This window comes from Streptomyces sp. NPDC018045, from assembly GCF_044327445.1.
Classification (GTDB): domain Bacteria; phylum Actinomycetota; class Actinomycetes; order Streptomycetales; family Streptomycetaceae; genus Streptomyces.
The window spans coordinates 1-2,796 of record NZ_JBIRFL010000077.1; the positions used below are offsets into that span (position 1 = coordinate 1).

2 protein-coding genes and 1 pseudogene are annotated in these 2,796 nt (G+C 66.3%); all 3 read left to right on the forward strand.

Annotated features, from left to right (window positions below; genetic code table 11):
* Positions 1–83: 83 nt before the first annotated feature.
* A pseudogene (locus ACH4EB_RS38635) lies at positions 84–167 on the forward strand (transporter); the annotation flags it as partial.
* Between the two features lie 373 nt (positions 168–540).
* Positions 541–1,650, forward strand: coding sequence for an IS110 family transposase (locus ACH4EB_RS38640; protein ID WP_398353222.1), 1,110 nt, complete (start codon positions 541–543; stop codon positions 1,648–1,650).
* 261 nt (positions 1,651–1,911) lie between these two features.
* Entirely contained in the window at positions 1,912–2,607 is a 696-nt protein-coding gene (locus ACH4EB_RS38645; RefSeq protein WP_398353223.1) for an SAM-dependent methyltransferase, read from the forward strand.
* Positions 2,608–2,796: the final 189 nt, after the last annotated feature.

The window sequence follows — 2,796 nt, forward strand, 5'->3', positions numbered from 1 at the left end:
GCCCGCTGGGCATCAGTGACCGACAACGGCGCAATCTTCGGACCCGGACGACTCATACCCAACCAACGACAAACCTCCGACTCGGGTCACTAGAGGTGCAGCTACGCACCGAGCGAGACCTGGAGCGTGCCCAGGATCTTTTCCGCGGGAGTTACGCGACGGCGTGATCGCATGACGGGGTTCTGGCCACGCGTTTCGCGTTGTCTGTGGTCGTCGGGATGTGCCTTTCGCTGTGCGGGCAATTCGTGGCGGTGGAGCATCAATGATGCGCGGGATCGCCGGTTTGGCTAACCGGCGATCCCGCGCTATGTTGCCCCGTTCCGACTCACTGGTGCCGCTTCGGGCGGTGGCCTGACTCGCGCTACGACTGGCCTTGGCGCCTTGCGTTTGATCTGTCGGCCACTGCTCGGGGCGTACTCGCTGCCGCCGGGCAGGTGACGTGTCCCAATAGGGGCCTTCGCGACAGGCACCGTCACAGTCTTGACCGCCCCGGCCCGGCGACGGCCACCGGTTCCCGAGGCGATCAGGAGACAGGCGACCTTGACCGGCATCACGCAGTCCACCGCCCCATGTCACGTCCCGGCCGACGCGGAGGACATCCTGCTCGGCGTGGACACTCACAAGGACGTCCACGCCGCAGCCGTCATCACCGTGCTCGGCTCCGCTCTGGACGGTCGCAGCTTCCCCGCGACCGCCGACGGCTATCGACAACTTCTTGACTGGGCCCGCTCCTTCGGCATGCTGCGGCGGGCTGGCGTCGAGTGCACTGGCTCATACGGAGCCGCTCTGACCCGTCACCTGCGCGCCGAGGGCATCGAGGTGACCGAGGTCAACCAGCCCGACAAAGCCGCCCGACGCCGTCACGGAAAGACCGACGCCATTGACGCCGAGGCCGCCGCCCGCGCCGTGCTGACCGGACGCGCCACCGCCGCGGCGAAGACCGGCGACGGTCCAGTCGAGATGCTCCGGCTCTTCAAGCTGGCGAAGGGCTCCGCGATCAAATCCAGGACCCAGGCGATCAACCAGCTCAAGAGCGTCCTGGTTTCAGCTGACTGCGCCCTCCGCGAGTCGCTGGCCGGGCTGAGTAACCCACAACTGTTCAAGCGGTGTGCCGAACTCGACCCCCAGCACGCGAGCGGGCCGGCTGGGGCCGCCCGTCACACCTTGAGGCTGCTGGCCCGCCGCATCCGGCACCTGACCGAGGAGATCGACGATCTCCACAAGCAGATAGCCCGGGCCGTCGAAGACAGCACGCCTGGCCTGCTGGAAGTTCGCGGCGTCGGCCCGGACAGTGCCGCTGCCCTGCTCATCTCGGCCGGCGACTACCCTGAGCGCCTCGTCAGCGAGGCCTCCTTTGCGGCCTTATGCGGCACCAGCCCGCTCGAGGCGTCCTCTGGGAAGACACAGCGGCGCCGACTGAACCGCGGGGGCGATCGTCAGGCGAACGCCGCCCTCTACCGCATCGTCCTCAGCCGACTGCGCTGGGACGACCGCACCCGCGACTACCTGCAACGACGTCTGACCGAGGGCAAGACACGGCGCGAGATCATCCGCTGCCTCAAACGCTACGTCGCGCGTGAGATCTACCGACTCATCGTGCCGACAAACCCTCCGGCTGGCCAGGCCGGAGCCGTTGGGTCCCTCGGTTGACATCCATAGGGGCATCAAACGCGCCTACATCTTCGACGGCACCGTCACCGCCGCAGCACTCCTGATCTGGCTACGCTCGTGACCAGAGGCATATCCGACTGCCGCCCGCACCCTCCCATGTGGACCAAGAGCCGACGTAGTAGGGCCAAAACGAGTTGCGGCCGGGCACATGATCAGCTTGGGTGCGTGCTTGTGACTGCCTTGAACGATCTCGTACGTCCGGACCGCTATCCACGCTCCTCTCGGTATGACCCCGCCTGGTTGCTCGACCTCGACATGGGGCCGAACCCGCTGTGGCTGCTGGAAGACCTCGCCCACGATCTCGACCTGCGCCCGGGCATGCGGGTTCTCGACCTCGGCTCCGGCAAGGGTGCCACGTCGGTATTCCTGGCCCGCGAGTACGGAGTCGACGTCGTCGCGGCCGACCTGTGGATCGCCCCCGAACAGGCGGCACAGGTCTTCACCAAGGCCGGTGTCGGCGACCAGGTGGAGGCCGTACGAGCAGAGGCACACGCCCTGCCATTCGAGGAGCAGAGCTTCGACGCGATCGTCAGCGTGGACGCCTTCGAGTACTTCGGTACGGCGGACAACTTCCTGCCCTACCTGCTGCGCTTCCTCCGGCCCGGGGGACAGCTGGGCATGGCGACTCCCGCCATGACACGGGAGATCCGTGAACTCGGGATGATCCCGCCCCACATCAAGGAAGTGGTCGGCTGGGAAGCGATCGCCTGGCACACGGCGGAATGGTGGCGCTTCCAGTGGGACATCACCGAGTTGGTGAAGGTCACATCCGCGCGGCTGCAGCAGGACGCCTGGCAGGACTGGCTGCTGTGGGCCCGAGCCGGCGCTGAGCACCATCCCGACGGCCAGAGCGCGAACCAGCCCGTTATCGACATGCTCACCACAGACCGTGGAGAATTCCTCTCCTTCGCTCTGGTAACCGCACATAAGAACTGAGCACACGCCACGTCGACGGTCTGTCTCTCCGGTCGTGATCGGAGAGACAGGCCCTACTGAGGTTTTCGTTAGTTCTGTGGTGGGTGGGGATGGATTCTCAGTCCCGTGTGGGCGAGGAAGGACCAGGGGAGCTGTTCATCGGAACAGACCCGATGGATGCCGCGTTCGGTGGCGTCGGCGACATCGGCG